Here is a 22,479-nt window from a genome sequence, read left to right as displayed (position 1 = left end):
AGTGAAAATGCCAGTGGTGAAGCACCCCGACATGGCTGTAGCCTGCCATGCGCTACCCAGGCATACAATCGCCGTCATTCATTCCCCCGAGGACAACGCCTTGAAATTCCTGCCCATCCTGCTGTTGGCGCTGCTGCCCCTGGCCGCCCAGGCCGTCGAAAATGGCGCGCGCCTGGAACCCTGGACCCTGCTCGATCAGTACGACCAGCCCTACACCCTCAACGACCAGGCCCAGGTATTGCTGGTGGCGCGCAGCATGGATGCCGCCAAGCTGGTCAAGACGGCGATGGAAGGCAAGCCCAAGGGCTACCTGGAGGCACGCCACACGGTGTTCGTCGCCGATATCCAGAAGATGCCCGCCGTCATCGCCAAGATGTTCGCCATTCCCAAGATGCGCGACTACAGCTACCGGGTGATGCTCGACCGCGACTCGCGCATCGTGCCGCGCTATGCCGGCGATGAAGATAAGGTGCTGTGGCTGCAATTGCGTGACGGCAAGGTGGTCAGCCAGCAGCAGTTCGGCGATGCCCAGGCGCTGCGCGCTGCGCTGGAGAAGTAATCTCGAAAGGCAGGTGATGACTGCTAGGAGCGGCTTCAGCCGCGAAAGCGCCAGGAAAATGACTGCATCTGCGGCGAAAATACGGCCTATTCGCGGCTGAAGCCGCTCCTACAGGGCTTAGTGCTCGCGGTGCGGGCGTTCCAGGTCGCCGGAGAACAGCTCGTCTTCGGCATCCGGGGCCACAGGAATGGCATGCTCCTCGGCGGCCCAGGCGCCAAGGTCGATCAATTTGCAGCGGTCGGAGCAGAATGGACGGGCCGGGCTGGCGGCGCTCCATTCCACGGGGGCGCCGCAGGTCGGGCACTGGACGGTGGTAGGTTGGCTCATCAGTGGCCTCCTGTCAGGGTCAGATAAAAGTGGTGCAGGCGCTCGACCTCGCTTTTCAGCCAGGCCGGGTCGCGGTCGTTGACCAGCACATCGTCGGCGTGGCGCAGGCGTTCTTCACGCTGTGCCTGGGCCTGGAGGATGGCCTCGACCTGAGCCTGGCTGGTGTTGTCGCGCTGCATGGTGCGGGCGATCTGCAGCTCGGACGGTACGTCGATCACCAGCACGCGCTGGGTGGTCCGGTACTGGCCGGACTCGATCAGCAGCGGCGAGACCAGAATGGCATAGGGCGAGGTGGCACGGCTCAGGCTGGCGGCGATCTCTTCGCGCACCAGTGGGTGCAGCAGGGCTTCCAGCCAGCGGCGTTGCTCGGGGTTGCTGAAAATCAGCTGACGCAGCGCCGCACGGTCGAGTTCACCGCTGGCCTGCAGTACGCCGGGGCCGAAGTGCTCGACGATGCTGGCCAGCGCCGGGCGGCCCGGCTCGACCACCCAGCGCGCCGCATGGTCGGCATCCACGGCATGGATGCCCAGGTCGATGAAACACTGCGCCGCCGCGCTCTTGCCGCTGCCGATGCCGCCGGTCAGGCCGAGAATCCAGGGTTTTGGAACGGGGTGGGTCATTTGAAACCGGCAAATTGCAGATAGGAGTCGGTTATTTGACCACCCCACAGCAAGGCGATCCACCCCGCAATGGCCAGATAGGGACCGAAGGGCATGGGTTGGCCGGCTTCATGGCGGCGCAAACGCATGAGGATCACCCCCAGCACGGCGCCGACCAGTGACGACAGCAGGATGGTCAGTGGCAGGATCTGCCAGCCGCCCCAGGCGCCGAGCATGGCCAGCAGCTTGAAGTCGCCATAGCCCATGCCTTCCTTGCCGGTGAGCAGCTTGAACAGCCAGAACACGCTCCACAGCGCCAGGTAGCCGAACACCGCGCCCCACAGCGCGTCGCTGAGCGAAGTGAACAGTGCGAAGCTGTTGACGATCAGGCCCAGCCACAGCAGGGGCAATACCAGGGCATCGGGCAGCAACTGGTGATCGGCATCGATCAGGCTAATGGCCAGCAGGCCCCAGGTCAGCGGCAGCAGGGCGGCGGCCTGCCAACCGAAGCCGAAATGCCAGGCGATCAACCCTGACAGCAGCCCGCAGGCCAGCTCCACCAGAGGGTAGCGTTTGCTGATCGGTGCCCGGCACGCCGAGCAGCGGCCCCGCAGCAGCAGCCAGCTGAGCACCGGCAGGTTCTCCCAGGCGCGAATGCGGTGCTGGCAGTGCGGGCAGTGGGAGTGCGGGAGGATCAGGTCATAGCGCGGCGTGGCGGGTTCGGCCGGCAACTCCAGCACTTCACGGGCCTGAACCTGCCAGTCGCGCTGCATCATCTGTGGCAGGCGATGCACCACCACGTTGAGGAAGCTGCCGACCAGCAGGCCAAGAATCAGGGCAAAGACGACGAAGGCCGCCGGCGAGGCGGCGAAGAAATCGACCAGGAGCATGTCAGACAGCGGCCCCCAGCTTGAAGATCGGCAGGTACATGGCGATCACCAGGCCGCCGACGATGACCCCGAGCACCGCCATGATCATCGGCTCCATCAGTGTGGTGAGGCTGTTGACCATGTTGTCGACCTCGTCTTCGTAGTAGGTGGCGACCTTGTCGAGCATGGTGTCCAGCGCGCCGGACTCTTCGCCGATGGCGGTCATCTGAATGGCCAGGCTGGGGAACACATTGACCGTGCGCATCGAGAAATTCAGCTGCATGCCGGTGGCGACGTCCTGCTTGATCTTGTTCACCGCATTGCGAAACACCACGTTGCCGGTGGCGCCGGCCACCGAGTCCAGCGCCTCCACCAGCGGCACGCCGGCCGCAAAGGTGGTGGCCAGGGTGCGCGCATAGCGCGCCACCGAGGACTTGAAGATCAATGGACCGATCAGCGGCACCTTGAGCAGCCCGCGATCGATACGGTCGCGAAAGGCCTGCGACTGCTTGTAGCCGCGGCGGAACAGTACGATGCCAAGAACCAGCCCGATGAGGATGATCAGCCACCATTCCTGGACGATCTCGGACAGGCCGATGACCATCAGGGTGAACGCCGGCAGCTCGGCGCCGAAGCCCTGGAACACCGACTGGAACTGCGGCACCACTTTGAGCAGCAGAATTGCCGAGACAATGAACGCCACCACCATCACCGCTGCCGGGTAGGTCATGGCCTTCTTGATCTTGGCCTTGAGCGCCTCGGTCTTTTCCTTGTAAGTGGCGACCCGGTCGAGCAGGCTTTCCAGCGCACCGGCCTGTTCGCCGGCGTCCACCAGGTTGCAGTACAGGTCATCGAAGTACTGCGGTTTGCGCCGCAGGGCGGTGGCGAAGCTGTTACCGGCGGCGACGTCCTGCTTCAGGGCTTCGACCAGGCTGCGCATGGCCGGTTTTTCCGCGCCTTCGGCAATGATGTCGAAGGCCTGCAGCAGCGGCACGCCGGCTTTCATCATGGTCGCCATCTGCCGTGAGAAGAAGGCGATGTCCAGCGGTTTGATTTTCTTGCCGCGGCCGCCGAACAACGAGGTGCTCTTCTTGCGCACCTTGGTAGGGTTGATGCCCTGCTTGCGCAGCAGCGCCTTGACCAGCGCCAGGTTGTGGCCTTCCAGCTCGCCGCTGACCTTGTTGCCCTTGCGGTCGCTGCCTTCCCAGGTGAAGGTGACGATTTTGGCTTGCTTGGCCATGTTCAGTCCTTGGTGACCCGGTTGATTTCTTCCAGGCTGGTGACGCCCTGCATGACCTTGTGCAGGCCGGAGGTGCGCAGGTCATTGAAGCCGTCACGGCGCATCTGCGCGGAAATCTCCAGGGCGTTGCCTTCTTCCATGATGATCTTTTCCAGTTGCGGGGTCTTTTTCACCACCTCGTAGATGCCCACGCGGCCACGGTAGCCGCCATTGCAGTGGTCGCAACCCACCGGTGCATAGAGGGTGAAGGTGCCGAGCTGCGCTTCGCTGAAACCTTCCTTGAGTAGCGTGTCGTGGGGCACATCCACGGCCTTCTTGCAGTGCGGGCACAGCTTGCGCGCCAGGCGCTGGGCGATGATCAGGTGGATCGAGGTCGCGATGTTGAACGCCGCCACGCCCATGTGGTGCAGGCGGGTCAGGGTTTCCGCGGCGCTGTTGGTGTGCAGGGTGGAGAGCACCAGGTGGCCGGTCTGCGAGGCCTTGATGGCGATCTCGGCGGTTTCCAGGTCGCGGATCTCGCCGACCATGATCACGTCCGGGTCCTGACGCAAGAAGGCGCGCAGGGCCTGGGCGAAGTCCATGCCGTAGCGGGCGTTGACATTGACCTGGTTGATGCCTTCGAGGTTGATCTCCACCGGGTCTTCGGCGGTGGAAATGTTGATGCCCACGGTGTTGAGGATGTTCAGCCCGGTGTACAGCGACACCGTCTTGCCCGAGCCGGTGGGGCCGGTGACCAGAATCATGCCTTGCGGCTGCTTGAGCGCCTCCAGGTACAGGGCCTTCTGTTCCGGCTCGTAGCCCAGGGCGTCGATGCCCATCTGCGCGCTGGCCGAGTCGAGGATCCGCATCACGATCTTCTCGCCCCACAGGGTCGGCAGGGTGTTCATCCGGAAGTCGATGGCCTTGCTCTTGGAAATGCGCAGCTTGACCCGGCCGTCCTGCGGCTTGCGGCGCTCGGAGATGTCCAGGCTGGCCATGACCTTCAGGCGCGCGGCAATACGCCCGGCCAGCTGGATGGGCGGACGCGCCGCCTCGTGCAGGATGCCGTCGGTGCGAAAGCGCACGCGGTAGGTCTTTTCATAGGGCTCGAAGTGCAGGTCCGATGAGCCGAGGCGGATGGCATCCAGTAGCATCTTGTTGACGAAGCGCACCACCGGCGCGTCTTCGGCGTCGGTTTCGGCGCTGAGGGCGGTTTCCTTTAGGTTATCGCTGGGTTCCAGGTCGAGGTTGAGGTCGACGTCGCCCATGTCGCCCAGGGCGGCGCCGCTGTCGAAGAAGCGCTCGATGGCGTCGCTGAGCTTGTCGTCCTCGACCAGGATGGCCTCGGTGTTCAGGCCAGTGCTGAACTGGATATCGGTGACCGCCTGGTGGTTTGACGGGTCGGAGACGCCGATGAACAGCTTGTTGCCACGCCGCCACAGCGGCAGGGCATGGTGCTGGCGCACCAGCTTCTCGCTGACCAGGCTCTTGGGCTGGCTGTCCTTGTCCAGGCTGTTGAGGTCCATGAACGGCATGCCGAACTGCTCGGCAGCCACTTCGGCCAACACCCGGCTGCCGACCAGCTTGTGCTGCACCAGGTAGCTGACCAGAGAAACCTTGTCGCGGCGTGCCTGCTGGGTGGCCTGTTGCGCGGCTTTTTCGCTAAGAAGCTCGGACGCGACCAATTGCTTGGCCAGACCGCTGAGAACGACATCGGACATAGAACCACCAGACACAGACAGTGGGAGGGTTATAACGCAGTCGAGCGACGCTGCCAAATGACGACGCCATGAGTGACAAAAAATGTCAGTTTGTGCGGAATGTTGATGCGGCAGCGCCAGTCTAGAGCGGGTTTCGACACGCAGATGTGACGGATGTCACCTTGGCATGCCCTGTGCTTTTGTCCTGTCAGGCACCCTTTCCTTGACGCCTGGAGATGCGCAGATGAATGCACAAAAAGGTTTTACCCTGATCGAGCTGATGATCGTTGTGGCGATCGTCGGCATTCTGGCGGCGGTAGCGATTCCGTCTTATCAGAACTACACCCGTAAGGCGGCGTATACCGAAGTGCTGTCTGCGATGGCTTCGGTGAAGACTGCGGTGGGTGTATGTCTTGTACAAACTACTGACCGCGCTGACTGCGATACTGCTGGAGAGGTTGGAACCGTTCTGCCTAGTGGAGTAACAACTGGTGCTGTCAATACTATTGCTATTGGCACCAACGCTGCTATTACTGCAACTCCTAATGCGTTCAAAGGTATTGCCACCACTGACACTTGCACTCTGACTCCATCGGCTGCTGGCGCGGGCGCGGTCTGGACTTACAGTGGGGCATGTGTAACTAACGGTTATGTTAGGGCTAACTAATCATTTGGCGCTAATTTAGGTAGACCTGCTTGTCGTGATGTAGAAGTGGTTATTCGTATTTCACGGGTATCAGGTTAGGTCTTCCGAAGCCCGCCAATATGGCGGGCTTTTTGATGCTTCCATTCCAGCCTTCCTGCGCAATCAGCAAACCCAACGTCGCCCCCAGTCACTTCCCCTCGCCCCACCCCCGGTACTCTGCGCTGACTTTTCAACCACCCCGGGCGCCGTCCATGAGCCAGAAACCCATCACCGTCCTGCGCGACACCACTCCCTTGCCTGTCGTCGATGCCTGCAAATGGGAGCGCATCGAAGGTGAGCCGCATACCGTCAACCTGAATGCCTACACTTCCGAAGACGGCTCGAAGATCATGGGCACCTGGATCTGCACGCCGGGCAAATGGCGGGTCGAGTATGTGAAGTGGGAATACTGCGACTTCCAGGAAGGCTATTGCATCATCACCCCGGACGGCCAGGAGCCGATCCACCTCAAGGCCGGTGACAAGTTCATCGTCGAAGTCGGCATGAAAGGCACCTGGGAAGTGGTCGAGACCGTGCGCAAGTACTTCGTCTTCGCCTGATTCCGCGCATCACCCCTCATTCGCTTCAACCTCCTTTCGATGGCCGCCAGACTCGCGGTGGCCATCGGTTTTTTTCTGTCTGATCGGTGCGGCTTCAGCCGCGATGGCCTACAGCCAGATTCTTTTCCACGCCTTTTATCGCCCCGCCTGGTCATGTCGTGATTGGTTTCGGTCACGGCGTATTCGAGCAACAGCCCCCGTGTATCCGGCGGTTAAGGTGGCGGTGCTTTTTCATTGGCGTGCGTTGTCGTGTTTTCGATGTGCCACAGCGTGTAAGGTGCGCCGTTTCCAGGGTGCTGCCCCGGTTGCATCCGCAGACAATAAGAGAAGAACAAGCACCATGATCAGCCCTGATTCCAACGGCCAGCTGGCGCAAGGCTTCAAGCCGCGCCATGTGACCATGCTCTCGATCGCCGGCATCATCGGCGCCGGCCTGTTCGTCGGCTCCGGCCACGCCATCGCCGCCGCCGGCCCGGCCACCATCCTTTCCTATTTCTGTTCCGGCCTGCTGGTCGTGCTGGTCATGCGCATGCTCGGCGAAATGGCGGTCGCCAACCCGGACACCGGCTCGTTTTCCACCTACGCCGACCAGGCCATCGGCCCTTGGGCGGGCTTCACCATCGGCTGGCTGTACTGGTGGTTCTGGGTGCTGGTGATCCCCATCGAAGCCCTGGCCGCCGGCCACGTGCTGCACCAGTGGTTTCCCCAGGTGGATGCCTGGTTGTTCGCCTTGCTGTCCATCGTGCTGCTGGCGGCCACCAACCTGTTCAGCGTGGCCAAGTACGGCGAGTTCGAGTTCTGGTTCGCGTTGTTCAAGGTCACCGCGATCATCGGCTTCATCAGCCTGGGCTTCGCGGTACTGATGGGCTGGGTGCCGGGGCGTGAGGTCAGCGGTCTGAGCACGCTGATGCAGAACCACGGCGGCTTCGCCCCCAACGGCTGGTCGGCGGTGGTCGGTGCGTTCATCACCGTGATGTTCAGCTTCATCGGCACCGAGGCGGTGACCATCGCCGCCGCCGAGTCGGCCAGCCCGGCACGCAACATCGCCAAGGCGACCCGTTCGGTGATCTGGCGTATCGGTGTGTTCTACATCCTCTCGGTGTTCGTGATCATCTCGGTGGTGCCGTGGAACGACCCGCAGTTGACCGTGGTGGGTTCCTACCAGCGGGCGCTGGAAATCATGGACATTCCCTTCGCCAAGTTCATGGTCGACGTGGTGGTGCTGGTCGCCGTGGGCAGCTGCATGAACTCGTCGATCTACATCTCCTCGCGCATGCTGTTCTCGCTGGGCAAGCGTGGCGAAGCGCCGGCGGCGGTACGCAAGACCTCCGGGGTGGGCGTGCCGCGCATGGCGGTGTACGCCAGCACGGTCATCGGCGCGATCATTACCGTGGTCAGCTATTTCGCCCCCGCCGGGCTGTTCGAGTTCCTGCTCGCCAGCTCCGGGGCCATCGCCCTGCTGGTGTACCTGGTGATCGCCATTTCGCAACTGCGCATGCGCCGCATGCTGACTCGGCAGAACGTCGAGATCGCCCTGCCGATGTGGTTGTTCCCCTGGCTGACCTACGCGGTGATCCTGTTCATTTCCGGCGCCCTGGTGGTGATGATGTTCACCCCCGAGCACCGCGCGGAAATCACTTCGACCATCAGCCTGGCCCTGGTGATTTCGCTGATCGGCATCTTCGTCGCCGGCCGCCACGGCCACGCCCAGCGGCCTGCGACGCTGCCCGAGGCGGACTGACTCGCCGTGAACCCAGCCGCGGCTGGACCGGTAGGAGCGGCTTTAGCCGCGAATGGGCCAAGAAGTTTCCTGCATTTGCTGTGAACATGCGGTCGCTTCGCGGCTGAAGCCGCTCCTACCCGGTCTAACCGCACGGTATTGGCTTTAGCCGCAATACTGTTCGCTTAAGCGGCATGTGGCTCGGTGGGAGCGGCTTTAGCCGCGAAAGCGCCAGGAAATTCACTGCATCTGCTGTGAACAGGCGGTCGCTTCGCGGCTCAAGCCGCTCCTACCCGGCCTAACTGACCAGTATTGGCTTTAGCCGCAATACTGATCTTTTAGACCAAAGCTATCCGATTTGGCGTCGCTTTTGCTTTTCGAGCACCGCTCTCACAGACGCCGCAAAACGCGACTTCGGTGCAGGCCGAGTGGAGGTGTCATGGAAGGAGGTAAGCCGGCAGGGAAGCCGGCTTAGGCGCACTGGGCCAGGGACGGCCCATTGCGCCGGCCTCCTGGAATGGCGCCGGAAGGAGGGAAGTCTGCCCGCAGGGCAGACCCAAGCCAGGAGCAATGGCTTTTGGTTACTTTTGGCGCGCAGGGCACCTGGAAACCAAAAGTAACCCGCCGTAAAGGCGGAAAGGTGACTCAAGGGCACTGATGCAGCGACGGGTGTACTCGGTCCAGATAGCCTGCCATTCGCGAGCAAGCGCCAACGGTCTAACTGATCAGTATTGGCTTTAGCCGGGATGGGGTGCAGGATTTCGCGGCTGCAGCCGCTCCCAGGCCTCAGGCCAGCAGGCCCACCCAGGCCGACACCAGCAACAGCAGCGCCATGCAGCGGTTGAAGCGCTGCATGGCCTGGGGTGAGTCCAGCATCCTCATCACGCCCTGGCCAAGCAGCGCCCAGGCCGCCAGGCAGGGTATGGCCACCAGGCAGAACAGCGTGGCGTACAGGCCGTAATCGGCGGCGCTGGCCTGGGCACCGGCGAATACGCTGACCACCGCCAGGGCCATCATCCAGGTCTTGGGGTTGATGGCCTGCAACCCGGCACCGCCCCAGGCGCCCATCACCTGGCCGCCAGTCTGCGCGCTGACCGCCGCCGGTGCGCTACGCCACAGTTGCCAGGCCAGCCGGCTGATCCACAGCGCGCCGGCCCAGCCCATCAGGCGTTGCAGCCAGGGCAGGTTCTGCAGCGCTTCGCCCAGGCCAAGCCCGACGAGAAAGACGATCAGCGCCGCACCCGCGCAGGCCCCCAGGGTCAGGCGCAAGGCGGTGCCCAGGCCGTGCAGGGCGCTGTGGCTGAGCACTAGGATGTTGGTCGGGCCGGGGGTGATCGAGGCGACGAAAGCGAACAGCAGGAAGGGCAGGTACTGGGTCATCGGCAGGCTCCTTGAGACGTGCCGCTATTCTCGGTGCCTGCTGCCTAGCGGTCTGGAAGGTTTGTGCAATGCCTGCAATAGCCGGCCGGGCTGAGGCCGTAGGCGCGGCGGAACCAGCGGCCCAGGTGGCTCTGGTCGGCAAAGCCCAGCGCCGCAGCGACGTCCGCCGGGGTCGAGCCCTGGCGCAACAGGCGCCGCGCCAGGCTCAGGCGCAGTTGCACCAGGTAGGCGTGGGGTGCCAGGCCGTAGGCGGCCTTGAAGGCCCGTGACAGGCGAAAGCGATCGGTGCCGGTGGCCGCCGCCAGGTCGTTGAGGCCGATGTCCTGCTCGACATGCGCGTGCAGGTATTCTCTGGCGCGCATCGCCACCGCCGGCAGGTGCGGGCTGCGCTGCTCGACACGGCGCCAGTGCAGCGCCGCGCTGAGTGCCTCCAGCAGCCTGTCCAGTGCGGCATGGCGCACGATGCGCAGGTCCTGGCCATGCAGGGCATTGAAGGCTTCGGCGATATGCCTGACCAACTGCGGCTCTTCGGCCAGGGTATGGGCAAAGCCGGGCAGGCAGTCGTCGGGTGCGTCTTCGAACAGCGCCTGCATCTGCCCCCGCAGCCAGTGCGGTTGCAGGTACAGCGTGGAGTAGGTGAAGCCGCCTGGCGCTGGCGCATGGCCGTCGTGGATTTCGCCTGGCTCCAGCAGAAACGCCTGGCCCGGCGTGCTGCTGTGCAACTGGCGGCGGCAGTGGAACTGCTGCACGCCCTGCTCGGTGAAACCCACCAGGTAGCTGTCGTGCCAGTGCGGATCGTAGGCATGGCCGGTGAAATGGGCACGGATGGTCTCGATACCGGTTTCGGTATCCAGCCTGAGACTGATCCAGCGGTCTGTGCCCATGTGCTACTGCCCGTTCATTCACCAGCCAGGATTTTCGCGCAAGGCCTGGCGCCCCAATCTAGAAGATTTGTGCAACCTTCGCGCTGACGGCGTCTGGCCGGCAGGCGCTTCAGCCGTGAAAAGCTACCCGGCTGAAGCCGGTCCTACCGGTCAACGCGCGCTGTGGGCGTTAGCGGCGAAATGGCCGATGCAACGCCACTGCCTCAGCGCGCCAGGGCCAGGGCCACGCCCTGGCCACCGCCGATGCACAGGGTCGCCAGGCCCTTGTGCACGTCGCGGCGGATCATTTCGTGCAGCAGGGTCACCAGCACCCGGCAGCCCGAGGCGCCGATGGGGTGGCCGAGGGCGATGGCGCCGCCGTTGACGTTCAGCCGCTCGGGGTCGAACCCGAGTTCTTTGCCCACCGACAGCGCCTGGGCGGCGAAGGCTTCGTTGGCTTCGATCAGCTCCAGCTCGTCGAGGCTCCAGCCGGCCTTCTGCAGGCAGCGGCGGGTGGCGCTGACCGGGCCGATGCCCATGATCGCCGGGTCGACGCCAGCGCTGGCGTAGGCTGCCACTTTCGCCAGCACCGGCAGGCCCAGTTGCTCGGCCTTGGCGGCGCTCATCAGCAGCACCGCCGCCGCACCGTCGTTGAGCGACGAGGCATTGCCGGCGGTCACCGTGCCATCTTTCTTGAACGCTGCCTTGAGCTTGCCCAGGGTCTCGGCGGTGGTGCCGGCACGCGGCTGCTCGTCGGTGTCGAAGCGCAGCGGCTCGCCCTTGCGCTGGGGAATCATGATGGGGGTGATTTCGGCAGCGAAGCGGCCGGCCTCGATGGCGGCCAGGGCTTTCTGCTGCGAGGCGGCGGCGAAGGCGTCCTGGGCGTCGCGGTCGATCTGGTACTGCTCGGCCAGGTTTTCGGCGGTGATGCCCATGTGGTAGTCGTTGAAGGCGTCCCACAGGCCGTCGCTGATCATGGTGTCGACCAGGTTGGTGTGGCCCATGCGCAGGCCGGTGCGGGCGCCGGGGAGCACATAGTTGGCCAGGCTCATGTTCTCCTGGCCGCCGGCGATGACGATGTCGGCGTCGCCGCAGCGGATCGCCTGGGCGGCCAGGTGCAGTGCCTTGAGCCCCGAGCCGCAGACCTTGTTGAGGGTCATGGCCGGTACGCTGAACGGCAGCCCGGCCTTGACCGCAGCCTGACGGGCGGGGTTCTGCCCGGCGCCGGCGGTGAGCACCTGGCCCATGATCACTTCGTCGACCAGCGCGCCGTCGAGCCCGGTGGTTTCCAGCAGGCGACGGATCACCGCCGCGCCCAGGTCCACGGCCGGTACGCTGGCCAGCGAGCCCTGGAAGGTGCCGATGGCGGTGCGGGTGGCGGCTACGATAACGACGTCTTGCATGCTGCTGCTCCTGATTGTTATTGGCGAAGGGCGATGCGTGGCTCATCTTGGCACAGATGACGGCCAAGCGCGCCAGCAGAACCTGCCGGTCATCCCCTCAGCCGGCCATGCGCCGTCGGGCGCGGTGTACCGAGCCATTGCGCACGGCCCAGCGCAGCAGCGGTGCCACCTGGCGTACGGCAGCGCGGACCAGTGCGCGCTTACGCGGACTCTGCTGGCGCCCGAGCATGGCGCTGGCCCAGTCGGGCAGCAGGTCGATGCCGGCCTGCATCATCAGCTTGCCGAACGGCGCCACCAACGGATTGGGCGCCGGCTCGGCGAGCAGCAGGCGCACCACCTCATGGCTGCGTGCGTCGCACAGCAGTTCGCTGCGCATCCGCGTGAGGTAGGCGTCGATGGCCTGGCGCGATTGCGGCACGTCGCGGGCGCCAAGCAGCTGTGCCACGCGGGCGGTCTCGGCGAAGTAGGTGTCCTGCTCGGCCAGCGACAGCTGCGGGTTGAGGTAGCGCAGGTGGGCGGCCATGAAGCTGCTCACCTCTGCCACGTGCACCCAGGTCAGCAGGTGCGGGTCGCTGGCGGCATAGGGCCGGCCGTCGGGCGCGGTGCCGGTGATCTGCAGGTGGATGCGCCGCACCTTGTCGATCAGCCATTCGGCATCACGGGTCGAGCCGTAGGTGGTGCCGGAGATGAACTGCCCGGTGCGGCGCAGGCGGCCGAGCATGTCCTGGCGGAAGCTGGAATGGTCCCACACCCCGGCCAGCGCCAGGGGGTGCAGGGCCTGCAGCATCAGCGCGCTGATACCGCCGATCAGCATGCTGGTGAAGTCGCCGTTGACCCGCCAGCACACTGCCTCGGGGCCGAACAGCCCGGGGTCGCCCTTGGGGTTTTCCAGGTCCAGCTGACCCAGGGCCAGGCCCGTGAGGTTGAGCACCTGGGCTTCGAGACGACGGCGAATGAATTCCATGATGACCGATAAAAAGCGAAGACCGTCGCAGGATAGCGGCGTCGGCTGATGGGCGCGAGTCTGGTGGTGAAGCCTGGGCCGGTGGTGGGAGCGAGCTGGCTCGCGAAAAATGCCGCACTCGGATGCCCGAGCCAGCGCGCTCCCATAGGTCATTTCTTATCCGTCACTGCTTCACAACCTGGCGTCTGCTCAGCGGTTCAGGCGCTTGTCGATCAGCTCATCGACCACGCTCGGGTCGGCCAGGGTCGAGGTGTCGCCGAGGCTGTCCAGTTCGTTGCAGGCGATCTTGCGCAGGATGCGCCGCATGATCTTGCCCGAACGGGTCTTGGGCAGCGCCGGTGCCCACTGGATCAGCTCCGGCTTGGCGAAGCTGCCGATCTCGGCGCTGACATGCGCCAGCAGTTCCTTCTTCAAGGTCTCGTCAGGCTCTACGCCGTTGATCGGGGTGATGAAGGCGTAGATGCCCATGCCCTTCACATCATGCGGGTAACCCACCACCGCGGCTTCGGCGATGCTGTCGTGCAGCACCAGGGCGCTTTCCACCTCGGCGGTGCCGATACGGTGGCCGGACACATTGAGCACGTCGTCGACCCGCCCGGTGATCCAGTAGTCGCCGTCTTCGTCGCGGCGTGCGCCGTCGCCGGTGAAGTAGTAGCCGGGGTAGGGCTTGAAGTAGGTGTCGAGCATGCGTTGCGGGTTGCCGTACACGCTGCGGATCTGCCCCGGCCAACTGGCCTTGATCGCCAGCAGGCCGCTGCCGGGGCCCTGGATTTCCTGGCCTTTGTCGTCGAGCAGCACCGGCTGCACGCCGAACAGCGGACGCGTGGCGCAGCCGGGCTTGATGCGTGGATCGCCGACCAGCGGGCTGAGCATGATGCCGCCGGTCTCGGTCTGCCACCAGGTGTCTACGATCGGGCAGCGTTCCTGGCCGACCTGGCGGAAATACCACTCCCAGGCTTCCGGGTTGATCGGTTCGCCGACGCTGCCCAGCACCCGCAGGCTGGCCCGCGAGGTGCTCTGCAAGGGGCCGGGGCCTTCGCGCATCAGCGCACGCAGGGCGGTGGGCGCGGTGTAGAAGATGTTCACCTGGTGCTTGTCGATCACCTGCCAGAAGCGCGAGGCGTCCGGGTAGTTGGGCACGCCTTCGAACATCAGTGTGGTGGCGCCGTTGGCCAGCGGGCCGTAGACGATGTAGCTGTGTCCGGTGACCCAGCCGACGTCGGCGGTGCACCAGAAGATCTCGCCGTCCTGGTAGTCGAATACATGCCTGTGGGTGAGGGCGGCCTGCAGCAGGTAGCCACCGCTGGTGTGCAACACGCCCTTGGGTTTGCCGGTGCTGCCCGAGGTGTAGAGGATGAACAGCGGGTCCTCGGCGTCCATCGGTTCGGGCGGGCAGTCGTCGCTGATGCCGTGCAGGGCCTCGTGGTACCAGAGGTCGCGGTCCTTGACCCAGTCGATCTCGCCCTGGGTGCGTTCGACCACCAGCACGGTGCTGACATCCGGGCAGCTTTTCAGCGCCTTGTCGACGTTGCTCTTGAGAGGAATGTACTTGCCGCCGCGCACGCCCTCGTCGGCGGTGATCACCGTGTGGCAGTCGGCATCCAGGATGCGGTCGCGCAGCGCCTCCGGCGAAAAGCCGCCGAACACCACCGAATGCACCGCACCGATGCGCGCGCAGGCCAGCATGGCGTAGGCGGCCTCAGGGATCATCGGCATGTAGATGCACACCCGGTCGCCTTTTTTCACCCCGCGCCGCTTGAGTACGTTGGCCAGCCGCGCCACGTGGTGGTGCAGCTTGCGGTAGGTGATTTCCGCCGATTCGCTAGGGTTGTCGCCTTCCCAGATGATCGCCGGCTGGTCGCCACGGCTGGCCAGGTGGCGGTCGATGCAGTTGTAGCTGACGTTGAGCCGGCCACCGGCGAACCAGCGGGCCTGGCCGCTGTGCAGGTCGGCCTGGCAGACCTCGGTGAAGGGCGCCTGCCAGTCGAGCAGGGCCTTGGCCTGTTCGGCCCAGAACTGCTCCGGCTGGTCCACCGACTGGCGGTACAGGCGCTGGTAAGCCTCGGGGCTCAGGCTGGCGGCACGACGCACTGCATCAGCCTGGGGGAAATCGCTGATCTCGAACATGACGGCTTCCTTGTTCTTGGTGGCTTGCAAGAAGGTGCTTACAAGAATAGGAGCTGTTCGCGATTCAAGGGGTTCAACCGCACCCGCGGTGGCGAAACCGCGGGGCAGGTGGGGAGGGGCGGGTCAAGCGGCGACGAATTGCTCGGCGTGGTGGCAGGCCACTTGGCGGCGGTCCAGCTCACGCAGTGCGGGCACCTCGATGGCACAGCGCTCGGTGGCATACGGGCAGCGCTTGTGGAAGGCGCAGCCCGAAGGCGGATTGAGCGGGTTGGGCAGCTCGCCGGCGATGCGGATCTTCGGCTTCAGCGGGTCGGGGTGAATCGCCGGGGTGGCCGACAGCAGCGCCTGAGTGTAAGGGTGCAGCGGACGCTCGTAGATGGCTTCCTTGGGGCCCATTTCCGCCGGGCGGCCCAGGTACATGACCAGCACCGTGTCGGCCACGTGGCGCACCACCGAGAGGTTGTGGGAAATGAACACGTAGGCGGTCTGGAACTCGGCCTGCAGGTCCATGAACAGGTTCAGCACTTGGGCCTGGATCGACACGTCCAGGGCCGAGGTCGGTTCGTCGGCCACCAGCACCTTGGGCTGCAGCATCATCGCCCGTGCCAGGGCGATACGCTGGCGCTGGCCGCCGGAGAACATGTGCGGGTAGCGCTGGTAGTGCTCAGGGCGCAGGCCCACCTGGCTCATCATCGCCTGGACCCGCTCGCGGCGCTCGGCACGGCTGAGGTCGGTGTTGATCAGCAGCGGTTCGCCCAATTGGTCACCGATCTTCTGCCGCGGGTTGAGCGAGGCGTAGGGGCTCTGGAAGACCATCTGCACGTCACGGCGCAGTTGCTTGCGGTCCGCCTTGCTGGCCCCGGCGACTTCACGGCCGGCGATCTGCAGCGAGCCGGACGACGGCTCTTCGATGAGGGTCAGGGCGCGGGCCAGGGTGGATTTGCCGCAGCCGGACTCGCCGACCACCGCCAGGGTCTTGCCGGCTTCCAGTTCGAACGACACGCCATTCAGGGCACGCACAGTGGCGTTGCCCTTGAACAGCCCCTGGGAGACTTCGTAGTGGCGATGCAGGTCGCGGGCAGTCAGTACGACGCTCATCACGCCACCTCCTGGTTCAAGGGATAGAAGCAGCGCGCCAGGCTGTGGGCCTTGGCATCCAGCGCCGGGCGTTGCGTGCGGCAGTTGTCCTGCACGTAGGGGCAGCGCGGTGACAGCAGGCAGCCCTGTGGCCGGTCATAGCGGCCCGGCACCAGGCCGGGCAGGGTGGCCAGCCGTTCGGCGCCCAGGCTGTGCTCGGGAATCGCCGCCAGCAGCGCTTCGCTGTAGGGGTGCGCAGGCATGTCGAACAGGCCGGGCACCTGGCCGACCTCGACCGCCTGGCCGGCGTACATCACACACACACGCTGGGCGGTCTCGGCCACCACGGCCAGGTCGTGGGTAATCAGCACCAGAGCCATGTCCTGCTCTTTCTGCAGGCTCAGCAGCAGCTCCATGATCTGCGCCTGGATGGTCACGTCCAGGGCGGTGGTCGGCTCGTCGGCGATCAGCAGCTTGGGTTCGCCGGCGATGGCCATGGCGATTGCCACACGCTGGCTCATGCCGCCGGACAACTGGTGCGGGTAGGCGTCCAGGCGCTGGGCAGCGCCCGGAATCTCGACCTTCTCCAGCAGCTCCAGGGCGCGCTGGCGCGCGGCCTTGCCGGACAGCCCGAGGTGCTGACGCAGCACTTCGATGATCTGGTAGCCCACGGTGTAGCTGGGGTTGAGCGCGGTCATCGGGTCCTGGAAGACCATGGCCAGGTCTTTGCCGATGATCCTGCGCCGTTGCCGGGCGCTGAGGCTCAGCAGGTCCTGGTTGTCGAAGCGCAGGGCGTCGGCCTGGATGATGCCGGGGTGATCGATCAGGCCCATCAGCGCCATCATGGTCACCGATTTACCCGAGCCGGATTCGCCGACGATGGCCAGCACTTCGCCGCGCTCTACGCTCAGCGACAGGCCATCGACCACGGGCACGGCATTGGCGTCGCCGAAGCGCACGCTGAGGTTGTTGATTTCAAGCAGGGACATGTCGGCCTCCTCAGAGCGCGTTCTTGAGTTTCGGGTCCAGCGCGTCGCGCAGGCCGTCGCCCATCAGGTTGATTGCCAGCACGCTGAGCAGAATGGTCAGGCCCGGCAGGCTCACCACCCACCAGGCGCGTTCGATGTAGTCGCGCGCCGAGGCCAGCATGGTGCCCCACTCCGGGGTCGGCGGTTGCACGCCCAGGCCCAGGAAGCCCAGGGCGGCGGCGTCGAGAATCGCCGAGGAAAAGCTCAGGGTGGCCTGCACGATCAGCGGCGCCATGCAGTTGGGCAGCACGGTGATGAACATCAGGCGTGGCAGGGTGGCGCCGGCCAGACGTGCGGCGGTCACGTAGTCGCGGTTCAGCTCGCCCATCACCGCAGCGCGGGTCAGGCGCACGTAGGACGGCAGCGAAACGATGGCGATGGCGATCACGGTGTTGATCAGGCCGGGGCCGAGGATGGCGACGATGGCCACCGCCAGCAGCAGCGAGGGCAGGGCCAGCATGATGTCCATCAGGCGCATTACCGACGGGCCGATGAAGCGCGGGAAGAACCCGGCCAGCAGACCCAGCAGGATGCCCGGAATCAGCGACATGACCACCGACGACAGGCCGATCAGCAGCGACAGCCGCGCGCCGTGGATCAGCCGCGAGAGCAGGTCGCGGCCCAGCTCGTCGGTGCCGAGGATGAACTGCCACTGGCCGCCCTCCAGCCAGGCCGGTGGGGTGAGCAGGAAGTCGCGGTACTGCTCGCTCGGGTCGTGCGGGGCGACCCAGGGCGCGAACAGCGCGCTGAACACGATCAGCAGCATGAAGGCCAGGCCGGCCACCGCGCCCTTGTTGCGGGCGAAGGCTTGCCAGAATTCTTTCAGTGGAGAGGGGTAGAGCAGGCTCTGGTCGACCACGCTGGTCGCGGCCTTGCTCATGACTGGATGTTCGCTCATGGCATTGACCTCAGCGTTGATGACGGATGCGTGGGTTGGCCAGGCCGTAGAGGATGTCCACCACGAAGTTGACCAGGATCACCAGGCAGGCGATCAGCAGGATGCCGTTCTGCACCACCGGGTAGTCACGGGCGCCGATGGCTTCGATCAGCCATTTGCCGATACCGGGCCAGGAAAAGATGGTCTCGGTGAGCACCGCACCGGCCAGCAGCGTGCCGACTTGCAGGCCGAACACGGTCAGCACCGGGATCAGTGCGTTGCGCAGGCCGTGGACGAACACCACACGCGCCGGCGACAGGCCCTTGGCGCGAGCGGTGCGCACGTAGTCTTCGCGCAGCACTTCAAGCATCGACGAGCGGGTCATGCGCGCGATCACCGCCAGCGGGATGGTGCCCAGCACGATGGCCGGCAGAATCATATGGTGCAGCGCATCGAGGAACGCGCCCTGTTCGTCGCTGAGCAGGGTGTCGATGAGCATGAAACCGGTGACCGGCGGGATGTCGTAGAGCAGGTCGATACGCCCCGACACCGGGGTCCAGCCCAGCGACACCGAGAAGAACATGATCAGGATCAGGCCCCACCAGAAGATCGGCATGGAATAGCCGGTCAGGGAAATGCCCATCACCCCGTGGTCGAACAGCGAGCCGCGTTTGAGCGCCGCGATCACCCCGGCCAGCAGGCCGACGGTGCCGGCGAACAGCAGCGCCGCCAGGGACAGCTCGACGGTGGCCGGGAACAGCGAGAGGAACTCGCGCCATACGCTCTCGCGGGTGCGCAGCGACTCGCCGAGGTCACCCTGGGCCAGCTTGCCCACGTAGTCGATGTACTGTTCATAGAGGGGCTTGTTCAGGCCCAGGCGCTCCATGGCCTGGGCGTGCATTTCCGGGTCGACCCGGCGTTCGCCCATCATCACTTCCACCGGATCGCCAGGGATCAGGCGTATCAGGGCGAAGGTCAGCAAGGTGATCCCGAAAAAGGTGGGAATCAGCAACCCCACCCGGCGGGCAATGAAACTCAGCATTTCTTGGTGTTCCTCTTCGGCCGGTCAGGCAAATCCGCCGTGGCCTGGCCACGCAGCACCGGAGTAGGGTGGCTGCGCGGCTGGTCGTTCCTGTCGGAGTCGGCGGTGTCGTTATCTACTTCACGCTCGTGGTCGTGAAGTTGTTGTTGGTCAACGGGCTGATGTGGAAGCCGTCGACGTTTTGCCGTCTTGCGACGAACAATTTGGGGTAGGCCAGGCTGATCCACGGCAGCTCGCGGATGAAAACCCGCTGTGCTTCTCCGTAGAGGTCGGCCCGCGCGGAAGGTTCGTTGCTGGCGCGCGCGGCGTTGATCGCCGCTTCGAATTCTGGGTTGCACCAGCGGGCGTAATTCTCGCCATTGCGCGCCGCTTCGCAACTGAGCATCGGGGTCAGGAAGTTGTCCGGGTCGCCGTTGTCACCGGCCCAGCCGGCGAACACCATGTCGTGTTCGCCGCTTTTGGCGCGGCGCAGCATTTCGCCCCATTCCATGACGCGAATGTCGACCTTCAGGCCGATCTTCGCCAGGTCGGCCTGCAGCATCTGCGCGCCCAGGGACGGATTGGGGTTGGTGACCCCGCCGCCATTGCGGGTGAACAGGGTGAACACCTGGCCTTGCGGAACGCCGGCCTCCTTGAGCAGCGCCCTGGCCTTCGCCAGGTCCGGGGCCGGGTTGCGCGCCTGATGGTCGAAGCCCAGCAGGGTCGGCGGGTACGGGCCGACCCCGGCAGTGGCCTTGCCGGCGCCGAACAGCGCGTCGATGAAGGCCTGCTTGTCGAATGCCAGGTTGATGGCCTGGCGTACCCGCAGGTCCTTGAGCCAGGGCTTGCTGGTGTTGAAGGCCACGTAGCTGACCATCATGGCTTCCATTTCGTCGATGGCCAGTTTCGGGTCGGCCTTGATGGTCTCGATGTCATCGGGCTTGGGGTACAGCGCTACCTGGCATTCGTTGGCCTTGAGCTTCTGCAGCCGGGTATTGCTGTCCAGGGTGATGGCGAAGATCAGCGCTTCGCTGGGCACCGGGCCTTTCCAGTAGTGCGGGTTGGCTTTGAAGCGGACCTGGGCGTCCTTGGCGTAGCGAGTCAGGATGAACGGGCCGGTGCCCACCGGGCGGCTGTTGAGCTGCTCCGGCTTGCCGGCCTTGAGCAATTGATCGGCGTACTCGGCCGAGTAGATGGCCGTGAACGGCATGGCCAGGTCGCGCAGGAACGGCGCTTCGGCGCGCGTGAGGGTGAAGCGCACGGTGTGCTCGTCGAGCTTTTCTACCTGCTTGATCAGTTGGCCGAAGCCCATGCTTTCAAAGTACGGGAAGCCGATCGAGGTCAGCTTGTGCCAGGGGTGGGCCGGGTCGAGCTGGCGCTGAAAGCTCCATAGCACGTCGTCGGCGTTCATCTCGCGGCTGGGGGTGAAGTAGTCGGTGGTGTGGAATTTCACTCCACGGCGCAGATGGAAGGTGTATTGCAGGCCATCGTCGCTGATCTCCCAGCGCTCGGCCAGGCCGGGCACCGGGTCGGTGGTGCCGGGGGCGAAGGCCACCAGGCGTTCGAGCAGGGTTTCCGCCGAGGCGTCGGCGGTCACCGCCGTGGTGTACTGGGTGATGTCGAAGCCTTCGGGGCTGGCTTCGGTGCACACCACCAGGGGCTTGGCCAGGGTGACACTGGCGGCGCAGGACAGCGCCAGGGCCAGTGGCCAGTGCAGGAATGTCGGTTTCAAGGTCGGTGCTCCTTTGCTCGCCCGTGGGTCATGCCCGGCGGATCAGTCCGCCAGGCTCACGCCGAAAAAGCTGTTGCGTCCGAAAGGGCTGACTTCGAAGCCCTGGACATTGGCCCGCAGCGGCTGGCTGACGGTGGAGTGGGCGATGGGCGTGATCGGCACCTGCTGCTTCAGGTAGCGTTGCGCCTGCTGGTACAGCGCGGTGCGCTTGTCGCGGTCGGTGGTGGCAATCGCGGCCTTGATCAGCTTGTCGTACTGCTCGTCGCACCACATCGAGTAGTTGTTGCCGCCGATTGCGGCGCAGCTGTAGAGGGTGCCCAGCCAGTTGTCCGGGTCACCGTTGTCGCCGGTCCAGCCGATTAGCGAAATGTCGTGTTCGCCGTTCTTGGTGCGCTTGAGGTATTCGCCCCATTCGTAGCTGACGATGCGTACCTTGATGCCCACCTTGGCCCAGTCGGCCTGGAGCATTTCGGCCATCAGCCGCGCGTTGGGGTTGTAGGGACGCTGCACGGGCATGGCCCACAGGGTCAGCTCGGTGCCTTCCTTGACCCCGGCGTCGCGCAGCATCTGGCGCGCCTTGTCCGGGTCGAAGGGGGCGTCCTTGATGCTGCTGTCATAGGACCATTGGGTCGGCGGCATGCCATTGACCGCCAGTTGCCCGGCGCCCTGGTAGACGGCGTCGAGAATCGCCTGTTTGTTCACCGCCATGTCCAGGGCCTGGCGCACCTGCAGGTTGCCCAGCGGCGCGTGGCGCACGTTGTAGCTGATATAGCCGAGGTTGTAGCCGGGACTTTCCAGGACTTTCAGCTGTGGGTCCTGCTTGAGCGCGGGGACGTCGGCCGGACGCGGGTGCAGGGTGACCTGGCATTCGTTCTTGCGCAGCTTCTGCAAGCGCACCGATGGGTCGGTATTGATGGAGAAGATCAACTGGTCGAGCTTGACCTGCTGCGGGTCCCAGTAGTCCGGGTTGCCCTTGTAGCGGATCTGCGCGTCCTTCTGGTAGCGCTGGAAGGTGAACGGGCCGGTGCCGATCGGCAGCTGGTTGATGTCGCGAGCCTTGCCGGCGGCCATCAGCTGCTCGGCGTACTCGGCGGAGAGAATCGAGGCGAAGTTCATCGCCAGGTTCTGGATGAACGCGGCATCGACGGTATTGAGGGTGAAGACCACGGTCATGGGGTCGGTCTTTTCCACCGAGCGGATCTTCTTGTCCAGGCCCATGCCGGTGAAATAGGGGAATTCAGTGGGGTAGGCGACACGGAACGGATGGTCGGCCTTGAGCATGCGGTTGAACGTGAACAGCACGTCATCGGCATTGAATTCGCGGCTTGGCTTGAACTGCGCGTTGCTGTGGAACTTCACGCCTTCACGCAGGTGAAAGGTATACACCAGGCCGTCGGGGGAAACGTCCCAGGACTTGGCCAATGCCGGTACGGCGACGGTGCCGCCCTTTTCGAATTCGGCCAGGCGGTTGTACAGCGGGTAGGCGGCATCGCCGTCGGTGGCCGAGGTGTACTGGGCGTTGTCGAAGCCCGACGGACTGGCTTCGGAACAGAACACCAGGCTGTTGGCGGCCATGGCGGCGGGAGAACCGGCCAGCAGGGCCAGGCTGATGAGTGATGTCTTCATGATGATCGAGCGCATGATTTTCCCTTTCTCAAGGCACAGGCGAGTCAGGTGCTCGCCTTGGCCGTGGGCTCGTCACGCCATGCCTGGGGCTGGCGACTTGAGCGTTGCACTGTATGTCGGACGATACGTGCGGTATGTCGGTC

General features: G+C 64.8%; 20 protein-coding genes. 4 read left to right on the top strand and 16 right to left on the bottom strand.

Annotation, left to right across the window (positions count from 1 at the left end; genetic code table 11):
- The first annotated feature begins 100 nt into the window (after positions 1-100).
- On the top strand, positions 101-559 hold the full coding sequence (locus tag RRX38_RS12505) for a hypothetical protein (RefSeq protein WP_295473125.1): 459 nt from the start codon (positions 101-103) through the stop codon (positions 557-559).
- 117 nt (positions 560-676) lie between these two features.
- On the opposite strand, the gene yacG is transcribed toward RRX38_RS12505, so the two are convergent.
- Genes yacG through pilB form a run of 5 tightly spaced genes read right to left on the bottom strand, consistent with a single transcriptional unit; the run spans position 677 to position 5,294 of the window.
- Entirely contained in the window at positions 677-886 is a 210-nt protein-coding gene (gene yacG / locus RRX38_RS12500; RefSeq protein WP_295473124.1) for a DNA gyrase inhibitor YacG, read from the bottom strand.
- A complete protein-coding gene (gene coaE, locus RRX38_RS12495; RefSeq protein ID WP_315959474.1) occupies positions 886-1,506 on the bottom strand; it encodes a dephospho-CoA kinase in 621 nt (206 codons plus the stop codon). Before coaE ends, yacG begins: the two co-directional genes overlap by 1 nt.
- On the bottom strand, positions 1,503-2,375 hold the full coding sequence (locus RRX38_RS12490) for an A24 family peptidase (RefSeq protein WP_315959473.1): 873 nt from the start codon (positions 2,373-2,375) through the stop codon (positions 1,503-1,505). The genes coaE and RRX38_RS12490 overlap by 4 nt, the downstream gene beginning before the upstream one ends.
- Before the next feature lies 1 nt (position 2,376).
- Entirely contained in the window at positions 2,377-3,594 is a 1,218-nt protein-coding gene (locus RRX38_RS12485; protein ID WP_295473118.1) for a type II secretion system F family protein, read from the bottom strand.
- Between the two features lie 2 nt (positions 3,595-3,596).
- Positions 3,597-5,294 carry a type IV-A pilus assembly ATPase PilB gene (gene pilB / locus RRX38_RS12480; RefSeq protein WP_295473116.1) on the bottom strand — a complete coding sequence of 566 codons (1,698 nt, stop codon included), beginning with the start codon at positions 5,292-5,294 and terminating at the stop codon, positions 3,597-3,599.
- A 223-nt stretch (positions 5,295-5,517) separates the two neighbouring features.
- On the opposite strand from pilB, the gene RRX38_RS12475 reads away from it, so the two are divergent.
- From RRX38_RS12475 to RRX38_RS12465, 3 genes are all read left to right on the top strand, one after another.
- A complete protein-coding gene (locus RRX38_RS12475; protein ID WP_315959472.1) occupies positions 5,518-5,940 on the top strand; it encodes a prepilin-type N-terminal cleavage/methylation domain-containing protein in 423 nt (140 codons plus the stop codon).
- A 230-nt stretch (positions 5,941-6,170) separates the two neighbouring features.
- Positions 6,171-6,518 (top strand): cupin domain-containing protein, encoded by a 348-nt coding sequence (locus tag RRX38_RS12470; protein WP_045483578.1) that lies wholly within the window; start codon positions 6,171-6,173, stop codon positions 6,516-6,518.
- A 340-nt stretch (positions 6,519-6,858) separates the two neighbouring features.
- On the top strand, positions 6,859-8,259 hold the full coding sequence (locus RRX38_RS12465) for an amino acid permease (RefSeq protein WP_295473111.1): 1,401 nt from the start codon (positions 6,859-6,861) through the stop codon (positions 8,257-8,259).
- Between the two features lie 765 nt (positions 8,260-9,024).
- Here RRX38_RS12465 and RRX38_RS12460 read toward each other — a convergent pair.
- From RRX38_RS12460 to RRX38_RS12410, 11 genes are all read right to left on the bottom strand, one after another.
- Entirely contained in the window at positions 9,025-9,618 is a 594-nt protein-coding gene (locus RRX38_RS12460; protein ID WP_315959471.1) for a LysE family translocator, read from the bottom strand.
- A gap of 44 nt (positions 9,619-9,662) precedes the next feature.
- Positions 9,663-10,502: an AraC family transcriptional regulator gene (locus RRX38_RS12455; protein WP_295473107.1), complete on the bottom strand. Its 840-nt coding sequence runs from the start codon at positions 10,500-10,502 to the stop codon at positions 9,663-9,665.
- Between the two features lie 203 nt (positions 10,503-10,705).
- The gene (locus RRX38_RS12450; RefSeq protein ID WP_315959470.1) at positions 10,706-11,884 is read right to left on the bottom strand and encodes an acetyl-CoA C-acetyltransferase; all 1,179 of its coding nucleotides are present in this window, start codon (positions 11,882-11,884) and stop codon (positions 10,706-10,708) included.
- A 97-nt stretch (positions 11,885-11,981) separates the two neighbouring features.
- Entirely contained in the window at positions 11,982-12,848 is an 867-nt protein-coding gene (locus RRX38_RS12445; RefSeq protein ID WP_295473103.1) for an oxygenase MpaB family protein, read from the bottom strand.
- A gap of 189 nt (positions 12,849-13,037) precedes the next feature.
- Positions 13,038-14,975 (bottom strand): acetate--CoA ligase, encoded by a 1,938-nt coding sequence (acs, locus tag RRX38_RS12440; RefSeq protein ID WP_315959469.1) that lies wholly within the window; start codon positions 14,973-14,975, stop codon positions 13,038-13,040.
- Between the two features lie 123 nt (positions 14,976-15,098).
- Positions 15,099-16,073, bottom strand: a complete 975-nt coding sequence (locus RRX38_RS12435; protein WP_315959468.1) for a peptide ABC transporter ATP-binding protein — start codon at positions 16,071-16,073, stop codon at positions 15,099-15,101.
- Positions 16,073-17,041 carry an ABC transporter ATP-binding protein gene (locus RRX38_RS12430; RefSeq protein WP_295473098.1) on the bottom strand — a complete coding sequence of 323 codons (969 nt, stop codon included), beginning with the start codon at positions 17,039-17,041 and terminating at the stop codon, positions 16,073-16,075. The genes RRX38_RS12435 and RRX38_RS12430 overlap by 1 nt, the downstream gene beginning before the upstream one ends.
- 10 nt (positions 17,042-17,051) lie before the next feature.
- Complete coding sequence (locus tag RRX38_RS12425; RefSeq protein ID WP_295473236.1) at positions 17,052-17,960, bottom strand: ABC transporter permease subunit; 909 nt, start codon at positions 17,958-17,960, stop codon at positions 17,052-17,054.
- 28 nt (positions 17,961-17,988) lie between these two features.
- Positions 17,989-18,999 (bottom strand): ABC transporter permease subunit, encoded by a 1,011-nt coding sequence (locus tag RRX38_RS12420; RefSeq protein ID WP_295473096.1) that lies wholly within the window; start codon positions 18,997-18,999, stop codon positions 17,989-17,991.
- A 115-nt stretch (positions 19,000-19,114) separates the two neighbouring features.
- Complete coding sequence (locus RRX38_RS12415; RefSeq protein WP_410524825.1) at positions 19,115-20,710, bottom strand: ABC transporter substrate-binding protein; 1,596 nt, start codon at positions 20,708-20,710, stop codon at positions 19,115-19,117.
- Positions 20,711-20,752: 42 nt separating this feature from the next.
- Complete coding sequence (locus RRX38_RS12410; RefSeq protein WP_410524824.1) at positions 20,753-22,336, bottom strand: ABC transporter substrate-binding protein; 1,584 nt, start codon at positions 22,334-22,336, stop codon at positions 20,753-20,755.
- Positions 22,337-22,479 lie beyond the last annotated feature (143 nt).

The organism is Pseudomonas sp. DTU_2021_1001937_2_SI_NGA_ILE_001 (assembly GCF_032463525.1).
GTDB lineage: Bacteria > Pseudomonadota > Gammaproteobacteria > Pseudomonadales > Pseudomonadaceae > Aquipseudomonas.
The sequence above is the reverse complement of the archived record's forward strand: the minus strand, read 5'-3'. Positions and strand labels throughout refer to the sequence as shown.